This window comes from Patescibacteria group bacterium (genome assembly GCA_023380635.1).
GTDB lineage: Bacteria > Patescibacteriota > Microgenomatia > JAMCZE01 > JAMCZE01 > JAMCRP01.
In genome coordinates this window covers 546,599-559,045 of sequence record JAMCRP010000001.1, presented here as the reverse complement: position 1 = coordinate 559,045, position 12,447 = coordinate 546,599, and the positions used below count along the sequence as shown (strand labels likewise).

Below are 12,447 nucleotides of genomic sequence, written 5' to 3'. Positions count from 1 at the left end.
TTACCCGCAAAGATAAACCAGAGCTTAGGGAGACTGCGATTTGATCCCGTTCTTGAGGTGTTAGTTTAGATGTTTTATGCATACCTGAATTTTACTTCAGGTGTTGCGATTCGTTTTAGAACTCACCGAGCTTTACAGGTCAATCATAACTATACTATAATCAGATTATGACCGAGCACATGTTTCCAAGTGAGTTGGGAGACGGAAGTCCTGCTCCAGAGTGGGCAGACTATTTGCATGTGGCAGCTAAACATCCTCGCGAAACAATTTTTGTCGCTTTGACTACTATTACTGCCTGCATAGGTTTGTATGAAGCTTTCACCATTTTAAGTTACATTGCCGGAGGACAATCCCCTTTGCCTGGAAAACAGCCCTAATTACTTCCCAGTTTGTATTCTCTCCCCCATGCGGCAATCTCATAATCCGAATAATCTTGGTTGGAGCGGATCGGTAACAAGATCACTTTAAAATCAATCTTGTCCCCTGGATTAAGTAAATCGTTTTTAAAATCCGTCCGGCCGAGAGCAAAAACCTTATTCTGGTCATCTTTGGCCCAGGCATAAATTGTAATATCTGTCATGGGGTTAGCCAGAGGATTATTGATTTGCCCCGATACTATATAATAGTCCACCCGCTGGGTAGGCACCGGTTGTGCCGCCGGAGTGGCTTGCCCACTTGCGGTACTATTATTATGGTCAGTAATTTCCTGATTACCCTGATCTGCTTGGGCACTAACATTAGCCGTTTTAGTTTCAATATTTCGGTTGGAAATTAAAAGTGGCTTATAAACAGCTGAGTCTGTGGACGCCGTAGTGTTAAAAATAATTTCCAATTTATCCGATTGCGGCGGGTTGTCAACTGTGACATCATAAAGCGATTTATCTTTGGCCAAGATCGTCTTAAAGTCAAAATTGTCCGAAGGCCGGGCTACTTTCTGCCCGATCAGGGTACCATTGGTAGCATAAAACTGCACCACCGGCGACACCCCGGTAATCAGCTTGTCGCTGTGGTTTTCCATCTCACCCACCACCCGAATCCCGGTTAATTTGTTATTTTTGTCAAAAATGGCCGCCAAGTTAGCTGAAATGACACCAAGCCGGGCTTCGTCATTAGTTTTGGAAACATTGTTATTCGCGCCTCCGTCGGTTACTTTAGGCAACAATAGTTCCCCTTTATAAATTGTTGGCAACGCCACATCTGGTGTTTTAGCACCTTTCACCCGGCCCATTTTTCCAGAAAGGAAGAGGATTGTAACTGCCAAAATCACAAATCCGCCACCGATCCCGGCATAAATCAGAAGCCGTTTACGAAACGGAAGAAACATGAGAAGAATATAACACAAACGGAATCACTTATTTAGCCAGTTCCGCATCTATGAGAGTCTTGAATTGTGAGTAGGGTTGGGCTCCAATTACCGGCGTGGTCCCAACAGCGAGACTAGGTGTGCTTTGGAAACCGTTTTTGCTGGCCTCCGCCTGGTCGGCAGTCACCTGAGCATTATATTTTTGCTTATCCAGACAGTCATTAAACTGACTGGTGTTCAAACCCAGACTAGCAGCAAAGCCTTTAAGTTTGTCGATGGCAAACCCGCCCTGGTTTTCGCCGCTTTGGCTGCTAAAAAGTTTATCGTGATATTCCCAGAACTTGTTTTGTTCTTTGGCACAAAGGGCGGCATTAGCCGCGTCGGTCGACTCTTTCCCCAGGAAAGCTAAATTCTTAAAAACGAACTTAACCTTGCCGGTATCCACATAATCTTTAATGATTTGAGGAAGCGTATCTGTCTGGAATCGGGCGCAGTACGGGCATTGATAATCAGCAAACTCCACAATCGTTAGTTTGGCGTTAGGGTTGCCTTTCACCGGATCATTCCCGGTAACATTCACATTAACTTTAGTCGGTCCTGACGGCTGTGAAGGAGCCGCGGGGGCACTGGGAGCCGTCGGGGCGTTGTTAGTGCCGGTATTTACTCCTGCCACTTTTCCCTCTAGATACTGGATCTTGACATACATGCCTCCCAAGGTCAAACCCAAAGCAAAAAAGACTATAACAACTGCCAGAGAAAACAGAGGATTCTCTTTAAACTTATTCATCGACGCTGTTCATTCTGCCATAATATTCCCCGCCCTGTCAACGGGCAAAAACATGTTAAAATAGTTAGATGGAAATTTTTGATGTCGCTATCATCGGAAGCGGGCCGGCGGGCTTAACCGCCGGAATATATACTTCCCGCGCTAATTTAAAAACCCTGATTTTGGCCGGAGCTAAATGGGGTGGACAATTAATGCTGACCACGGAAATCGAAAATTATCCCGGCTTCCCAGAAGGCATCCAGGGACCGCAGCTCATGGAAAAAATAAAAAAGCAGGCGGAAAAATTCGGAGCCCACATCAAATTCCAAGATGCCACCAAGGTACAAAAAGAAAATGATTTGTATCTGGTTTCTTGTAACTTGGAGACTTACCGCGCGCGGGCAGTAATTATTGCTACCGGGGCAGATACTCAGTGGCTCGGATTACCAAATGAATTACGCCTAATAGGTCATGGTGTGTCCTCTTGTGCGCCCTGCGACGCGTTTTTCTTTAAAGACAAAAAGGTCGCGGTGGTGGGCGGCGGTGATGCGGCCATGGAAGAGGCTTTAGTTTTGACTAAATTTGCCAGTGAAGTCACTATTATTCATCGCCGGGATAGTTTTAGAGCCTCCAAAATCATGCAAGATAGAGCCCTAAGCAATCCTAAAATAAAAGTTCTATACAACACTGAGGTGGTTGATGTTTTGGGACAAGACAAAGTAGAAGGATTGGTTCTAAAAAAGACCAGCAATCAGCAACCAGCAACCAGTCAACTAGCGGTGAATGGAATGTTTGTCGCTATTGGTCACAAACCCAACAGTCAAATATTCGATGGTCTAGTGGAATTGGACCAAAAAGGTTATATCAGCAAGTCTTTAATGGACGGTGTTTTTATCGCCGGGGACGTCCAAGATTACAAGTACAGACAAGCCGTCACCGCGGCCGCGTATGGCACTATGGCTGCCCTCGAAGTGGAAAAATGGCTGGAAAATCAAAAGTAATGTATAATAAAGGGTATATGCGCGAGCCGCAAAAAGATCCGGAACTATTTAGACGATTAAACAAACCTCAACAGGAGTCCGCCCCTACTCCGCCGGCCAAAGAGAAGGCCGTTGAAGATGAAGCGACCAAAGATTTTAGTTCGGTGCTTACCCACATCCTTCATGAAGGGTCAAAAGATCAATCGGCGGAAAAACCCAAACAGGAGAAAAATTTATTTCAGCGCCTGAACAAACCCAAGACGCAGCAACCTTAAACTTCCAGAGCTTTAAGAAGCGTTTCTTTCGGCTGATACCCCACTAGCTGTTTAACCGGTTGGCCGGATTTAAAAAGAATTATTGTGGGAATGCTCATGATACCGTATTTCATCGAAACATTCGGGTTGTTGTCAACATTGACTTTGCCAATAATTATTTTGCCATCGTATTCTTTGGCAACATCATCAATAATCGGGGCCATCATCTTGCACGGCCCGCACCAATCGGCATAAAAATCGACCAGGACCGGCAACGTAGCTTTTTTCAATTCCTCGTCAAAATTGGTATCAGTGAGAGTTAATTCCATAGTTTTCAGAAGATATTTTACACCCTTTTAGAGCCGTTTCCATAGCTTGATTTAATTGGGAAATGATGTTACGCGCTTCTTCAAAAGATAAAGGTTTATGGACTCCCGGAAAGTAGTGAAAAACCCGGTTTCGGCCGTTTTTCCAGGCCTCCCAAAGCCTGTCCGGAAGCGCATTACTCCCGGATACAGAAACTACCCGATCATAAACGGATTCCTCATGCCGCAGCTCTTTTTCCAGTTGCGGATTTAAGGCTTTGCCGACACGCCAATGATCAGAGTTATACTGGGCTTCAGAAATCGCCCCAATTTGAAAAAAGAGTTTTTTTAAGAAGCCTTCATAGACTTTGGCAAAGGGAAAAATGACAAACGAGTAGTCAGTAAATCCCCCGCCGGCTGAAGCCAAAAGCCTTTCCCCGTCAGCATAAAGGCTGGCCAGTTCCGGACCCAGGAATTTTTGCAGTTCTTCCGACATAGCAATTATTGAACATTTTTATCCCAGACCTGGATAAAGCAGGAGTAATCGAGGACATTAATCACTCCGTCGCCGTTGCAGTCATAACAACGCCCATTAGTGCCGTTATTGCCCCAGCAGGCATCCGCCTCACTGGAAGAAACCGTGCAGGCGCCTGATTGGCAGGTTCCGGCTTGGTTATCCGCCGTGGTACATGTTGTTCCGTCAGTTATGTTAGTAATCGTACAAGCATGATTGGAAGCTGTATAAGTTTTACAGACATCTTGGTCGCTGGTAGCCGGGCAGACATCGACACACTGTTGACTATTAGTGCATTGTTGCGTGTCCGGACATTGAGTGTTGCCAGTACAGGTACTAACGGTGCAGCTGGCAGCGTCTGTCGTGCAGCCATCAGCGTTACTTTCGGCCCCGGTTTTATAAGCGCAAGCCCCTGAGCCATTATTGCCGGCAATACAGGCCAGATGTGCTCCGTTAGGATCGGTACATTTTTTACTGCCGCCACCGCTCTGGGCGCATACCAACGGCGGATAACACTCGTCTCCAGCGTTGCAGCCGTTGCAGGTCGTGGAGCCATCAGCTTTAACGCAAACTCCCCCGCTGCCGTTTGCCGCCATCCGACAAGTTAGGCCGGTTGCACATGTTTTTCCGCCTGATCCGCCACAAACTTCACACTCGTTTGCCACCGAAGCAGAAACGGTTACCTGAACTCGACTGGCGCTTCCCCCGTCTTGATAAGTAATGCCAGCTGAAGAAGTATACGGATAAGAAACAAAAGGATTGCCGGAAACTCCGGTATTGGCATTGGTCCGGGCGTCACAAACCACCCAGTATGTTCCGGTAGACGGGAAAGTGATACTTTGGTTGGAACAACCACCGCTGGTATTGTTATTGCACATAGTTGTCCAAGAGGCTGATGAGGTCGGACTCCAGTAAAGCTGGCCGCTGGCAGCATTAGAATAGGTAAAACTGTAACTGGCTGCTTGGTTGATGATCGCCGTAGTGGGACCGGAAACCGAGCAGGAAGCAGCTGCACCCGCTGTCACCGATAAGCTGGTATAGTCGCTGTTATTGCTGTTGCAGCCGGAGAAACCCGAACAGCTAACCGAACCGCCTTTGTAATCACAGAAGGGATTACCGGAACAACTGCTATTGTCACTGGCGACGACATGGCACCAGATTTTGTAGTCGCCAACCGGCAACCCACTGACAGTATTACTAGAAATTTTGTAATATTTGTGACTCTGGCTATCTGTAAAAACAGGGTTACCGAAACCTGACAAAGTATTAGTATCTGTCCGAGAAATAAAGGCGTCAGTGGTGCCTCCGGTCCCGGACATGGTAATTGTTGCTGATTGGCCGGTATTAATGCTTGTTGGGGATAAAGAAATCGAGCAGGACATTGCCCCCCCGCCACCTCCGCCGGGATTGGTATAGGTGCTGGTTCCAGTCACAAATCCCCAACTGCCGCAGGGATAATTTGGGTCGCCGGGAATGCCATTAACACATTTAACTCCGCAGCTAGCCACACCCCATGTCAGTTGCCACCAGTAAGGCGTATTTGGTTTAAGCTGTTTAACATGGTCACCGTTCCAGTCAGCGGCAAAAGTCGTCCCCTTGCCGGCCCCGGGTTCCCGGTAAAAGTCGACGATCGAAACCCCATCATAGTAAGGTGCTTTAGTGGCTGCGAAAACCATACAGTCAGCTGTTTGAGCCTGACAGCTAAAGATTCGAACATTAGCATAAGCCTCTCCCCCGGATGGCGGCGTAGTATAGGCCCAAGTGAAATTAGGGTTAAGTACCACATTTTGGGCGCTGACCATCGGCAAAACCGTACTGGTATTGACCACCTGGGGAATACTACAAGAGCTGCTACCACACCAGGCTTCCCGGGCATAGCCACAAGCGCAAGATTTGCTAGGGTTTGGAGCTCGACACACCGTGCCGCCATGGCCGTCCGGATAATTACATTGATCTGATGGACAACCCGCCGAGTCACAGCCGCTGGCGTCAGCACACCTGGGAGCAGGAGCGTTCCGGCTGCCATTACACTGATCCTGGCGGCATTGTCCCCTTAAATCATAATTAGGGCAAGAATCATATCCCTTTCCGGCGGCAATGTCGTCACAGCATGATGGCGGCGTTTGTGAACACCAGGCCGGTGCTGAACTGGCTTTTGGTAAAGAAATAGTTGTTTGCAGATTACGAACGCGGATAACCGTGGCTCCCAAAACCACAAACGACCCCACCAAGGCCACCATGCCAACTCCAAAGGTAATGGCCTTACCTTTGGAAATATTCCAATTATGCCAGTCTAATCTGCCAAACAACATAAGCTATTTTCCAACATTTTGGTCATAAAACTTGGTGAAACAGGCCCGGTCCAAAATATTAATCTTGTCATTTTTATTATCTTTTAAACAATCGAAGCACTTTGCCGGCGGGTGCGGATTCCCCTGGCATTTGTTCGAATCCACCTCTGCCGCTTTGGAGGAAGTGGCGTTTTGCGGCCGATTAACCCCTCGGACTAGCAAAAAAAACAGGATGCCGATGGAAGCCAGAAAAAACAGCAGAGTTAAAAAATAAAGAAATTTTGAATTCACGAATTATTTTAATTATCTAAGAAACTTAAGTTTTAAAAAAAGACTGCCGATTAACAGAAAAACTCCTCCGCCAACCATCATGAGGGTATTTTCTATAGCTCCCGTGGGCGGCAGCGGCGCAGTGGTCGTCGTGGTGCCGCCGGCAGTAACCGTAAAAACAGCATTATTGACGGTAGTCAACAAATTGGTCGGGCCTGAAGCCGCAGCCACCAGCGAAGTTCCGGTCGTAACCGTAGGATCAAAAACAAAAGTTACCGGCGCCGAACCGGCGGCAATAGCCCGAAAAGTAATGGTCGCCATTGTTCCTCGGGTCGTCACTGCCGTCCCAAGGCTTCCGGAATCGTAGCGAATTTCCCCTTTTGTCGGGTCCGTCGCCGAAGTCCCGATCGTATTGGTCAAGGGATCCTGATTAAAAAGCGACCCTTTGGTAACCGTCAATGCGGTTAATTTAGAACTGTCAAAATCGACAATCGCCGAGGCGGCTGAAATCGAATCGGTTCCAGGATCGACAATTATATCCACCGTGAAAGTACTGCCGACCGCCTCAGTTCCGGAAGCTGGAGACAGGGAAAGAGTGGCGGCAAGAACCGAAGCCGGTTTAATAAAATTAATAAAGTTAATAAGAATTACAAAGATAATGGCAGTAGTGAGGACTTTTTTCATTGGAAATTAAAACTGGCATTCGTCACCGAGCCTAAAATATCCTGGGCTGTCGCGTGGTCAGCAATATTACTGTCCGTTGTGGCTCCCGGCGCAAACTGAAAATTAATGGTTGCCTGGCCCCGGGCAATTGGCTTAACCCGGAAGGTGCCAACGATGCCGGTGATTGCCTTGGGAGTAAAAGCCAAAGCGGAAAGCCTGATTTCGCCTTTAACATTATCGATTTTGTTAACCGGATATTGCTCAAAGGAGTTGGTAACCGTTACCGTTGTCCCGTTAACCTGAATCTTTTTGGGATCAAAAGTCAAAATAATATCCACCCCGTCAATGGTTTTGCCGCTGGAATTAACAATAATGCCCACCGGGTAGCTGGTTTTGCCGTCGACGACAAAATCCCCCGTTGCTGGAGACAGAGCCATGGTAGCGTTTTCTTCTGCTGCTTTCGTCGCCAGATTTTGGTTGGTGTTAGAAGCCAAATTGGAAGAGCCTTTAGAAGTGACTGTCAGCACGCCCACCGTCAGAGACAGCACCAAAACCAGAAATCCTGAAGCCAGAGGCAGGTACGAGATCGGACTTTTCATGACTACTATAGTTATAAGGCGAAGTGAACAGGAGTGTCAATAACTATCTTCTATCCTCTATTGCCGATCGTTTTTTTAACTGTGCCAGTTTCCACATGAACAGTTTTCCTTTGCTCTGGGCGTTGGCATCCAAAACAAAAGAGAGGGCCTGGTCCAAAAGATCCCGCGGTGTTTGTTTGGCCAGCTTAATATAAAGAGCTTTATGGGCCATGTCCTCCAGCTTTTCTGTCAAGTAAATTCCATATTGTTGAAACTCCCGGGAAAGATATTTATCCTCGTTATTGTTTAAATTGATTTTATTTAAAACCGTCTTTAATGATTGCATCGAAAACTTTATCTAAAATAACTAGCTCTTCATCGGTGAAGTTTTGCAAAACATATTCTTCTCCTGGGATCCGGTTCTGAGAATTGCGGTTGTCTATACCTATGCGTATGCGCCAAAAGTCTTTTGTTCCCAGAGCTTCTTCAATCGAGTTTACGCCGTAGTGGACCTTCGGCCCGATTCCTTTTTGGATCTTGTATTGGCCCAGGGGAATATCCAAATCATCATGGGCGATGCAGAGGTCGTCCGGCGTTATTTTGTAGAAGTTATATAGCTGCGCCACAAACTTTCCGGAGTCGTTCATTAAACTCTCGCTTTCCATAGCCCTAATATCTCCCGGATTCCCCATCTCCTTCATTTTCTTCACCAAAAGTTTCCCCGCACTATGGCGGTTTCTGGCGTAGTGTTCACCCGGATTCCCCAGTCCAATAAGAAGTTTCATATCTTTAAAATACACCAAAAGCACTGGCTCTCACCAGTGCTTCTAACTAGTTAATAACCTATCTAACCCAACCTTTAGCTGGCTATTTGTAATAGCTCTTCACCTGATAAAGCAAATAGAAGCCGATTAAAGCTCCCACGATTGCCCCGATCAGATTTAAAGCTACTACCGACGCGATGACGGACACCAGTTCGCTGCCGAAAAGCAGTTTCCAACCGGACATTTTCCGGTCACGAAGGCCGGGAAAAGCCATCACCATTAAAACGCTTGATCCTAAGGCCAACACCGCTCCAACAATACTTCCGGCCGCTAGTCCTACCCCGCCGCCCAAGGCGATAAAGGGTGAGAGTGCAGTCAGAAAACCGGTTGCGGCAATCGATCCCAGAATTCCCAGAATTCCGAAAATTAGCGCTAGCCAGGGAGCAATTTTTACCAGAATTTCTCTGACATTAGCGGGAAGATTCGGAAGCTTGGCGAACCATTCGCCCATGGTCTTAATGACTTCGTCGAGGCTTAATTTTGTTTCTTTCGCTGCCATTTATTCTCACCCCCTTTCACATGATCTGCTTTCAGTTTTTCACGGGGGCAGCTACTTGTCAACTGGAAGATTTACGAGTCTGTCAGTTCCAAACTCTTCACCGTAGGCAGAGCCGAACCCACAATTCCGGCCAGTTCGCCGTGAATCGCTCCGGTCTGCTCCATTAAGGTCCGCACTGACTTTTCCTGCCGGGCCCATTTCGACGAAAACCAACGCTTTTCTTTTTCAATATCTTCCAAAATGAATTGGTACGAATCCATCATTGCTTCGACCCGGTGGGCAAACTGCGATCCGGTGACATACTTATAAAGCTCGTCTTTATCTTCTCCTGTGACCTCGGCAGCTTTGCGGATGTTAGTCGCCTGAACCAGATGGTAGCGCAAAATCCAGCTTGCCCCCAAAGCGCTGCCTAAATTAGTCACCCAAATGCCGCTGTAATAACCCAGATTTTTCACCTTTTCCGGCAAAACCGCGGAAATAATTACCGCCACATCCGCGCCGGCTGCCCGGGCATCTTCTTTCAGTTTGGCTACCCAGCCGTCGCTCCAGGCTTTAGTTTGCTTTGATTCCCACAAAATCTTGCCGCACTCGCGGCCATTTTTATCGAAGACTGTTTGGAGCACATCCCCGCCCCGAACCCCCTTAGCTACCGGAGCAATTTGATCGTTGGGGAATTCCGCTTTCAAAAATTCTTCCAGAATTAATTCCTGAACTTCGCCTTGGGTCTGCTGTGACCCCTGTTCTAACTTCCTCCGTAGTTCATCGTTAACAGTTGAAGCATCCTGAAGACGTTTTTCGTACTCAGCCATTTTTAGACGGTTCTCTTCGTCTGCTCTCTTTTTGACTTCTTCAGTAATTTTTTTCTCGTCCTCTACTAGCTTTCTTTGAAATTCCAATTCTCGTTGTTGATCTTTCTGTTCAACCTCACGAATTTTCTTATTCTTCTCTAAGAGTTCTTGCTCTGCTTCTTTGGCTCGTTTTCGTTGCTCCTCTACTTCATTCGTTTTATCCTTTAGCTGTATTTCCATCTCCCGGCGAACCTTCTCCTCCGCTTTCGCCTCGGCTTTCAGTTCGTATTCATGCGAGAGCGCTTCAGTCAGGGGAAATTCCTGTTTACAGTGAGGACAAATGATTGTAGCTTGCGCAGCCATTAATGTGGCTCTAAATTAGTCTTTTTCCTTTAAAAAAGCAATGCGAAAGAAAGGCGAAACTAGCTTAACCGGGGGTCCTTCTGGCAATCCGGTCCCACCCCAGTCCACCAAAATGCCATATCTGAAATAAGATTAGAAAGAAGACTTATCCTCTCTCCCACATTTTTCCCAGGAAACAATTCTTCTGTAGGATAAAACTCCATCACTTCAAAATTACCGCGCCACAGGTCCTGAATGTCCTGCCAAGCAACTCTTAAATGAGTTCCTTCGAGCGTCGTTGGGGATATTTCTGGACTCTGCATCATTTTTGTAATTTAGCCATTTCGTGGATTTCCATTAGAGAAGTGGCATCTTCGGGCTGTTTGTCTGTTCGCCAGTTGTCCAGTCTGGGAAAGCGCAGGGCGTAGCCGGCCGTGTGCATCGGGCTTTTGGTTAATTGATCGGCTCTAAACACTCCCACCAACTTAGGCTTCATCCAGACATCAACCGCCATAACTTTATTAACATCGAAATTCTTTGGTTTTTCGGCAACTTTTAATTCCTGGCCGTTTTTCGCCAATTCTCGCCATTCTTCGTCAGTTAATCCCGTCCCTACTTTACTTATGGTCTTAAATGTATCTGTTTTTTGATCAAAAATCCCAATTAAGAAGGCTCCCACGCCGAATTTGTTTCGTTTTCCTTGGCCAAAATCATAACCCATGACCACCGCGTCGACAGTGTCATTCATTTTGCCTTCATAAGAAGCTTTGAGTTTTATCCAGTTCCAGCCCCGTGCTCCGGCCTGGTAAACACCATCCAGTTTCTTGGCCATAATCCCCTCCAGACCTTTTTTAACGCTCTCATCAAAAAACTTTTTCAGCTCATTCGGATTGTCCATGACCTTCATTTCCGCCGGAACGATTATCTGATTATTTTTTAGCAGCTTTTCTACCAGCTCTCGGCGCTTAGTATAAGGCTCATTAATGTAGCTTTTGCCGTTGTATATTAAGACATCAAAAACGACGAGTTTAAGGGGAAAATTCTTACTAAAGAGGTCAATATCATATTTTCTTTTGCGCTGAACCGTTTCCTGAAAAGGCAGGTATTTTCCGGTCTTGGGATCAAAACCAATGGCTTCGCCGTCAAGAATAACATCTTCACAATCGACTTCTTTCTCCGCCGCTTCCACTAGGTCCGGATACATGGTCGTGACATTCTCCAAACCTCTACTGTATAGCCGTACTTCACAATTCTCTTTACGCTTTACGCTTGACGCTATACGCTTTAGATGCAGTTGGGTCCGTAGTCCATCTATCTTAGGTTCGACAGCTGCCTTACCGCCCGCTTTTTCCAAAATATCCTTGGCGTTAGTCAGCCGCTCTGCCCGCATGGAAAGGATCGGAGTTTTTACCGCTGGTTTGACATGTTCGATACCGGCTAAACCGAATTCTTTGACCTGTTTAACAATGTAGCCCAAATCCGGCCGGATGTTGTAAGCCGCTTCAATCCGATCCTTATTCTTTTTTGTGCCGTCGAGCATCCACGACAAGCCTTCCAAAACGGTCATATCCGAAAACCCCAGGCGCATTTTGTCCACCGGAATCCGGGCAATGTACCGGGCAGATAGCGGATCAGATTCTTTTAACAACTCTGCTAGTGTACCGACCTTTTTTTCCACTGATCCTTCTCCTCCCGTCCGGGCAATTTCCAATAGCTTTTCAAATACCTCCTTCACGCTTAAGTTTCTTAAGTCTCTTAAGTTACTTAAGGATCTTAAATGTTGGGCCACTTCTCCCAGATCACCGGTTTTTTTAAAAGCGTCCGTCGCTTCTTCCAGGGGTTTATCATAGGCCAAAGAAATGGACTTTAGGACCATTTTTTCCGCCATTCCCAACTCCACCGGTTCATATAAAGGAGCTACCCTGCCTTGTGTTAGGTATGCGACCTTATCGATTTCCTCAACAGATGTTTCCTTAAACAGCTCCCCGAGGATTTCGACCATAGCGTTGCGGCTCGAAGTCTGCTCCAGTTTGTCAAAATATTCTGAAAGTTTTTTAAAAGTCATAAGAT

The 12,447-nt window shown here is 46.7% G+C and carries 17 protein-coding genes; 3 read left to right on the top strand and 14 right to left on the bottom strand.

Translation table 11 applies throughout. From position 1 onward, the window contains the following. Positions 1 to 167 precede the first annotated feature (167 nt). Positions 168 to 377 carry a hypothetical protein gene (locus M1403_03210; GenBank protein MCL4398010.1) on the top strand — a complete coding sequence of 70 codons (210 nt, stop codon included), beginning with the start codon at positions 168 to 170 and terminating at the stop codon, positions 375 to 377. Here the strand turns inward: M1403_03210 and M1403_03205 are convergent. Both M1403_03205 and M1403_03200 read right to left on the bottom strand, forming a co-directional pair. Beyond that, positions 374 to 1,324: a hypothetical protein gene (locus tag M1403_03205; protein ID MCL4398009.1), complete on the bottom strand. Its 951-nt coding sequence runs from the start codon at positions 1,322 to 1,324 to the stop codon at positions 374 to 376. The two genes, M1403_03210 and M1403_03205, sit on opposite strands and share 4 nt — an antisense overlap. Before the next feature lie 28 nt (positions 1,325 to 1,352). Then, a complete protein-coding gene (locus tag M1403_03200; GenBank protein ID MCL4398008.1) occupies positions 1,353 to 2,090 on the bottom strand; it encodes a DsbA family protein in 738 nt (245 codons plus the stop codon). A 68-nt stretch (positions 2,091 to 2,158) separates the two neighbouring features. Between M1403_03200 and trxB the strand changes: the two genes are divergently transcribed. Both trxB and M1403_03190 read left to right on the top strand, forming a co-directional pair. Continuing rightward, positions 2,159 to 3,070 carry a thioredoxin-disulfide reductase gene (trxB, locus tag M1403_03195; GenBank protein ID MCL4398007.1) on the top strand — a complete coding sequence of 304 codons (912 nt, stop codon included), beginning with the start codon at positions 2,159 to 2,161 and terminating at the stop codon, positions 3,068 to 3,070. Positions 3,071 to 3,087: 17 nt separating this feature from the next. After that, entirely contained in the window at positions 3,088 to 3,324 is a 237-nt protein-coding gene (locus tag M1403_03190) for a hypothetical protein (protein MCL4398006.1), read from the top strand. On the opposite strand, the gene trxA is transcribed toward M1403_03190, so the two are convergent. The 12 genes from trxA to M1403_03130 form a co-directional block, all read right to left on the bottom strand. Continuing rightward, positions 3,321 to 3,632 carry a thioredoxin gene (gene trxA / locus M1403_03185; protein MCL4398005.1) on the bottom strand — a complete coding sequence of 104 codons (312 nt, stop codon included), beginning with the start codon at positions 3,630 to 3,632 and terminating at the stop codon, positions 3,321 to 3,323. The genes M1403_03190 and trxA overlap by 4 nt on opposite strands. Continuing rightward, positions 3,613 to 4,104: a hypothetical protein gene (locus M1403_03180; GenBank protein MCL4398004.1), complete on the bottom strand. Its 492-nt coding sequence runs from the start codon at positions 4,102 to 4,104 to the stop codon at positions 3,613 to 3,615. The genes trxA and M1403_03180 overlap by 20 nt, the downstream gene beginning before the upstream one ends. Before the next feature lie 5 nt (positions 4,105 to 4,109). Continuing rightward, positions 4,110 to 6,434 carry a hypothetical protein gene (locus M1403_03175; protein MCL4398003.1) on the bottom strand — a complete coding sequence of 775 codons (2,325 nt, stop codon included), beginning with the start codon at positions 6,432 to 6,434 and terminating at the stop codon, positions 4,110 to 4,112. 3 nt (positions 6,435 to 6,437) lie between these two features. After that, positions 6,438 to 6,704: a hypothetical protein gene (locus M1403_03170; protein MCL4398002.1), complete on the bottom strand. Its 267-nt coding sequence runs from the start codon at positions 6,702 to 6,704 to the stop codon at positions 6,438 to 6,440. A 12-nt stretch (positions 6,705 to 6,716) separates the two neighbouring features. Then, positions 6,717 to 7,367, bottom strand: coding sequence for a cohesin domain-containing protein (locus M1403_03165; protein ID MCL4398001.1), 651 nt, complete (start codon positions 7,365 to 7,367; stop codon positions 6,717 to 6,719). After that, on the bottom strand, positions 7,364 to 7,945 hold the full coding sequence (locus tag M1403_03160) for a hypothetical protein (GenBank protein ID MCL4398000.1): 582 nt from the start codon (positions 7,943 to 7,945) through the stop codon (positions 7,364 to 7,366). Before M1403_03160 ends, M1403_03165 begins: the two co-directional genes overlap by 4 nt. 43 nt (positions 7,946 to 7,988) lie before the next feature. Next, a complete protein-coding gene (locus tag M1403_03155) occupies positions 7,989 to 8,270 on the bottom strand; it encodes a hypothetical protein (protein MCL4397999.1) in 282 nt (93 codons plus the stop codon). Next, the gene (gene pth / locus M1403_03150) at positions 8,242 to 8,709 is read right to left on the bottom strand and encodes an aminoacyl-tRNA hydrolase (protein ID MCL4397998.1); all 468 of its coding nucleotides are present in this window, start codon (positions 8,707 to 8,709) and stop codon (positions 8,242 to 8,244) included. The genes M1403_03155 and pth overlap by 29 nt, the downstream gene beginning before the upstream one ends. Before the next feature lie 82 nt (positions 8,710 to 8,791). Then, entirely contained in the window at positions 8,792 to 9,247 is a 456-nt protein-coding gene (locus M1403_03145; GenBank protein ID MCL4397997.1) for a hypothetical protein, read from the bottom strand. Between the two features lie 71 nt (positions 9,248 to 9,318). Then, positions 9,319 to 10,398: a DUF2130 domain-containing protein gene (locus M1403_03140; GenBank protein MCL4397996.1), complete on the bottom strand. Its 1,080-nt coding sequence runs from the start codon at positions 10,396 to 10,398 to the stop codon at positions 9,319 to 9,321. A 59-nt stretch (positions 10,399 to 10,457) separates the two neighbouring features. Continuing rightward, positions 10,458 to 10,703 (bottom strand): hypothetical protein, encoded by a 246-nt coding sequence (locus tag M1403_03135; GenBank protein ID MCL4397995.1) that lies wholly within the window; start codon positions 10,701 to 10,703, stop codon positions 10,458 to 10,460. After that, entirely contained in the window at positions 10,700 to 12,442 is a 1,743-nt protein-coding gene (locus M1403_03130; protein MCL4397994.1) for an ATP-dependent DNA ligase, read from the bottom strand. Before M1403_03130 ends, M1403_03135 begins: the two co-directional genes overlap by 4 nt. Positions 12,443 to 12,447 lie beyond the last annotated feature (5 nt).

Coding starts and splice junctions, on each gene's coding strand:
- M1403_03200 (MCL4398008.1), bottom strand. CDS start 2,090: ATGAATAAGTTTAAAGAGAATCCTCTGTTTTCTCTGGCAGTTGTTATA.
- M1403_03210 (MCL4398010.1), top strand. CDS start 168: ATGACCGAGCACATGTTTCCAAGTGAGTTGGGAGACGGAAGTCCTGCT.
- M1403_03165 (MCL4398001.1), bottom strand. CDS start 7,367: ATGAAAAAAGTCCTCACTACTGCCATTATCTTTGTAATTCTTATTAAC.
- M1403_03205 (MCL4398009.1), bottom strand. CDS start 1,324: ATGTTTCTTCCGTTTCGTAAACGGCTTCTGATTTATGCCGGGATCGGT.
- M1403_03180 (MCL4398004.1), bottom strand. CDS start 4,104: ATGTCGGAAGAACTGCAAAAATTCCTGGGTCCGGAACTGGCCAGCCTT.
- M1403_03160 (MCL4398000.1), bottom strand. CDS start 7,945: ATGAAAAGTCCGATCTCGTACCTGCCTCTGGCTTCAGGATTTCTGGTT.
- trxA (MCL4398005.1), bottom strand. CDS start 3,632: ATGGAATTAACTCTCACTGATACCAATTTTGACGAGGAATTGAAAAAA.
- trxB (MCL4398007.1), top strand. CDS start 2,159: ATGGAAATTTTTGATGTCGCTATCATCGGAAGCGGGCCGGCGGGCTTA.
- M1403_03135 (MCL4397995.1), bottom strand. CDS start 10,703: ATGATGCAGAGTCCAGAAATATCCCCAACGACGCTCGAAGGAACTCAT.
- M1403_03155 (MCL4397999.1), bottom strand. CDS start 8,270: ATGCAATCATTAAAGACGGTTTTAAATAAAATCAATTTAAACAATAAC.
- pth (MCL4397998.1), bottom strand. CDS start 8,709: ATGAAACTTCTTATTGGACTGGGGAATCCGGGTGAACACTACGCCAGA.
- M1403_03145 (MCL4397997.1), bottom strand. CDS start 9,247: ATGGCAGCGAAAGAAACAAAATTAAGCCTCGACGAAGTCATTAAGACC.
- M1403_03140 (MCL4397996.1), bottom strand. CDS start 10,398: ATGGCTGCGCAAGCTACAATCATTTGTCCTCACTGTAAACAGGAATTT.
- M1403_03130 (MCL4397994.1), bottom strand. CDS start 12,442: ATGACTTTTAAAAAACTTTCAGAATATTTTGACAAACTGGAGCAGACT.
- M1403_03175 (MCL4398003.1), bottom strand. CDS start 6,434: ATGTTGTTTGGCAGATTAGACTGGCATAATTGGAATATTTCCAAAGGT.
- M1403_03190 (MCL4398006.1), top strand. CDS start 3,088: ATGCGCGAGCCGCAAAAAGATCCGGAACTATTTAGACGATTAAACAAA.